Annotated in this window: 2 protein-coding genes; both read left to right on the top strand. The window is 39.9% G+C overall.

Translation table 11 applies throughout. The features are described 5' to 3' along the window. Window positions 1-703: 703 nt before the first annotated feature. Entirely contained in the window at window positions 704-1,762 is a 1,059-nt protein-coding gene (locus JHD45_RS22080; protein ID WP_199478757.1) for an FHA domain-containing protein, read from the top strand. Continuing rightward, window positions 1,759-5,144 (top strand): TOMM system kinase/cyclase fusion protein (locus tag JHD45_RS22075; RefSeq protein ID WP_199478756.1); only part of this gene is annotated, 3,386 nt, incomplete at its 3' end. The genes JHD45_RS22080 and JHD45_RS22075, both read left to right, overlap by 4 nt.

Here is a 5,144-nt window from a genome sequence, read left to right as displayed (position 1 = left end):
AAATATAAAACTACATTTGTTTTTCTAAACCTAAAAATATTTAAGCATTTTATTTAAAAAAAAAAACATTATTATCCAAGCAGGAACGACTGTTAAAAATATATTTTAATATCTGGTCAGCAGTGACTGACTCTATGTATGTATGGATGAGGTGAGTCCTCACTAGAGGAAGTATCAAAACAGAGGAAGTATTAATACGGAAAATTAGTGAGGTTCAGACAAGAACCATTGATAAAGAGGGATAAGCAATGCCATGCTCCTGAAGCCAAACAAAAATCTTTTAGCTATTTTTGTTTATAAGCGTGCGACAAACTGTAACATTTCGTCCCTACCATGTGACGATACAATCATTGGCTGAACCGATTCCAAAGTGATAAATTAACATAATAATTACAATTTTATATCTAATGAATACCATTTAATACTGAAAGGCTATTTCCATAAAAAGAGAAACAAAAACATAGACTTATGAAAAAATTACTGTCATTATGCGATATGTTATCATTCTCAATTGGTATTCTTAACCTACTCTTATTGACACATACTAGATAAACAATCTATAAACACTACTACATCATGGAATTGATCAGCCCCTCAAGGTGAGGCTGTCAGACAAAAATTGACGGCTGTTCCAATATTCAAGTAGTAATCCTTCTGAGGGTGATGGTTAAGAGAAATAAATAGCTACAAAGAGGTCAGGGTTATGTCTCATATCGACCAGGTTAAATCGCTGTCAGGCTTGACATCCGATCTTTCCCCTCCAGAAATCGTCCCAGGTCAAACCAATCCAATTAAAACTGGTACACTTTCTTCTTCAGGTCGAGACATTTATTTACGCAATTACCATACGCTAGGACGAGCCGATAACTGCCATACCCACCTATCTGCTAACAGTATTTCTCGGCTTCATGCTATCATTTTTTGGCAAGATGACACTTGGTACATTGAAGACAAAAGTACCAATGGCGTGTGGGTAAATGAACATAAACTGCAAACTGGCCGACCTCACGCTCTCAATAAAAATGACACTATCATCTTTTCCTCTAAAGATGTGGGATCCTTCACCCTCACCAATAACACCTCACCTCACGATCTATTGATCCCAGTCGAATCGAACTTGCGATTAACACCTATTTGCCTAAACAAACCACTGCATGCTCTGTCAGAGACCAGCACCTTGCTGTGGAATGAAGGAAGTTGGATATGGGTAGACAATGAAACCCTATCAAATAAGAAGAGGCTGATGGATGGTGATGTTCTAACAGTAGGTAAACACAAATATCGGATGCAATTTAATCAAATGTCGTCTAATACCAGTCAGTATTTGCCTGTCGCTCAAACACTGGAAGACTTGACCTTTCAACTCAACGTATCAAATGATGAAGAGGATATCCAACTGCACATTATGGATGGAGTGCAGACGGCGGAAATTAAAGGCTATAGAATCCAAAGTCAATTGTATCTATTACTCTATTTGGCTCGCCAAGCCATCTCTGATAAACAGCAGGACTATGCTGAGAATCAACGAGGATGGGTAGCCTTGTCTAAACTGTCCAAAGACCTAGGTATTGAGGTGGAAAATACTCGTATTCGTTTACACCGACTTAGAAGCCGAATTCGTGATGTTGTTAGCTTCACGGATCTTGATGTATGCGAATTAATCCAGTTACAACATGGAGAAGTAAGGCTCAATACGAGTAATGTCATTATATATAAAGGTAAGCAGCATGAATCTCAAAATGAGATTCACCAATTACTATGAAAACAACATCCCACAATGCAATAGCGTCATTTTTTTCCTCGAAAGGCTACCAACTCGAACATAAAATTGGCCAAGGCGGATTTGGTACAGTTTACTTAGCGATCCATCATAATACAGGCCAGCGTGTGGCCATCAAGAGTGTGAATTTAGAAACGCAAGACGAGAAAAATAGCCAGCAAATCAAACGTTTTGAACGAGAATGCCATTTTGTTGCTAAACTCAACCACCCCAATATTGTTCGATTACTTGATAAAGGCCAAGTCTCATCTAGCAATGTATATAGTATTTTTGAGTATGTCGATGGCACCAATCTGAGTGATTATATACAGCAACATGGCGCTCTAAGCATTGAAGAAGCCTACCCAATCATGCTGCAAGTGTTGGATGCGCTCGTTCATGCCCACCAACAAGGTATTATCCATCGTGATATCAAGCCTTCTAATATTATGCTGCAGCAAACGGGGGCGAAAAAAAACGCTAAGTTACTCGATTTTGGTATTAGCACGGTCACTATTAACCAGCGTTCAGAAGACTTTAAAACGATTACCCTAGCCCAAGAGTCTGTAGGAACGCCTAGCTATTGTGCACCGGAGCAACTTCGAGGAGAGCCTGCTTCGTTTCAATCTGATCTCTATATGTGGGGGCTTGTTTTTATTGAAGTGCTGACAGGATCTCCTGCTGTTTCAGGTTCTAGTATTGCGGATTTGTACCATCAGCACCTGAGTGATACGCCCGTCGCTATTCCTAGTTCTCTTTTATCGCACCCGTTAGGACATATTCTGCAGAAAACGCTCAGAAAGAATGTGAATGAGCGTATTGAAAGTGCTCAAGCGTTATTTGAAGAACTCGACAAAATTGTCATCAACAATCTTGTTGGACAGTTTCGACCAGTAAAACCCGCGATACAAGAGGACATGGAAACACTCGTTCAACGTGGCGATGACCCTAGTCATATTTTCAAACAGTACCTCCCCTCTACCGAGCGCAAACAAATCACTGTGTTGGCTCTAGGTCTCTCGTTAAAGCAAATACATAACATCCCAGAAGAACAAACAGGGCTGCTAGAAAGTCTTTATCACTCAACTCGCCAACAGTGTATTGATGTGGCCCAGCGCTATGGAGGGTTTCACGTTGGCCATTTAGGGGATCAAACTCTATTTTACTTTGGTTACCCTGTAGCAAGTGATCATGATTCTCGTCTCGCTGCACGCACATCACTTGAAATAATGAGCGCTATTTCTAAACAGCAAGGCTTTATGCTTGAGAAATATCGATGCCAATACATCGTCAAGATAGGTATTCACTCAGGCATTTTGACCCAACATGGTAATCAAATACCAGATGGCTTCGCTAGCCATCAGACCTGCGCCCTAGCAAGACAAGCCTGTAACAATAGCATTCTATGTTCAATGGAAACCAAGGCCATATTAGAAAACTATTATCAATTTGCTGAACATCAGGCGACACAACAAGACCACGCCCAACTTGTCGCCGAGCGATCCATAGAAGCATTTGGTTTTATTCGTGGTGTACGAAACACTTACCCATTGGTTGGCCGTAGAAAAGAGCTAGATACCTTACGCGCCTCTCTAGAAAAATCCTTTAGTACTAATACAATAATCCATATATATGGTGAGGCTGGCATCGGCAAGTCACGGCTTATTCATGAGTTCAGGCGGCTAGAATCCTCTAGAACTCATCATATTTTTCAAGCGCTACCCGAACACCAAAACAATGCCCTCTTCCCTATTTTATCCGTCATAAAGCATCTACTTACTGCTCTATTTAATCAACAACATAGCCAAGGCAAACAACTCACTCAATTAATAGAAAACGGCGACTTTTTAGAATCAAAAACAGAAATCACTACCCTACTGGCAGCATGGCTCAATATTAACGATATTGAACAATGCCAGCTATCCAGTATTGAACCAAAGCAGCAAAAATCATTATTGTTTGAAGGGCTGGCCTACATTCTGAACAGCTATCAAGAACAAATGACTCAATACAGTCAATCTGTTGGTCATATTTATATATTTGAAGACATCCACTGGGCTGATGTCACCAGCCAAGAGTTTATCGCCTACCTAAGCAAACAAGCCGGTGCTCAAAAACAAACGATTATTACCACTTCACGCCAACCTGCACCATCAGCCTTTGACGACGGTAAATATCATTGCATCCATCTTGAGCAACTTAATCAAAACTCTTCACAAGAGTTCATCAATACGTTATTTGATGGGGCAGCAGTTACCGAAGATGTGATGGAGGTCTTAGTTACCCGTACCGATGGCATTCCACTCTTTATTGAAGAGCTGGTATCCATGCTTAAGCGCCGTAAGTTAGTACAGCTAAACCATGGGTTGATAGAATTTGTCGATCATCAAAGAATTGATGAAATACCAAATAGTCTACGAGAATCTATCCAGAATAAAATCGATGGCCTGATTTATTCCAAGGACACCTTACAACTTGCTGCCGCGATAGGAAGAGAGTTTAGCTATAACCTACTGGTTACCGCCTCTCACTTTAGTGCACTGCAAGTTCAAAACGATTTATCAGAGCTAATCGATAACCAACTGATTATTCAGCTGCGTCATGTTGATGGTGACCGTTACCTATTCAAACATGCCCTTGTACGAGATACTGCGTACGACAGCATTGAAAAACAAAACCTACCAGAACGACATGGACTTATCGCTGAGTCTATCCTCAAGATAACAGACAATATAGATCGCTTTATTGCTTCCGACCTTGCACAACACTATGAAAAAGCCCAGCAATACGACCAAGCTAGCCAATACTATTACCAGGCGGCTAGCGAAGCAAAAACAACCTTTGCCATTGATGATGCTATATACCTGTATCAAAATGCTCTTAACACCTGCCGTGCAAGCGAAAATTTTGCAGAAGAAGAGCAAACATCACATCTGATTCAAATACTAGAGGGGTTATCTGATAGCCTTCATCGAGATGGACAACATAAAAAAGCTCGTGACCATCTAAAAAACCTCATTCAGTTACTGGAAATAAACGAGCAATATGAAAAACTAGCTGCATCTCATTTTTTTCTAGGTAAAACATATGAAGTAGTCCATCAACATGATCTTGCTCTTATAAGCTATGACATGGCTTTAAAATCATTGAAAAAACCCCCAGTTCAAAAAACACACGACAAATCAGAATGGTGGGATATTTGGCTGCAAATAAAAAGCTCACAATTATATGTTTATTATTGGCAAGGCAAGCCAAATAAAATGAAGCCTATACTAGACGAAATGGAACCTATAATTGTACATAGTGATAATCAAGAGCAAAACGCTGAATACTATCATGCTTACTTTCAATATAAATTAAGAAAAAAACGGTATTTATTAGAAGA

This window comes from Marinomonas spartinae, from assembly GCF_016461715.1.
GTDB classification, from domain to species: domain Bacteria; phylum Pseudomonadota; class Gammaproteobacteria; order Pseudomonadales; family Marinomonadaceae; genus Marinomonas; species Marinomonas spartinae_A.
The sequence above is the reverse complement of the archived record's forward strand: the minus strand, read 5'-3'. Positions and strand labels throughout refer to the sequence as shown.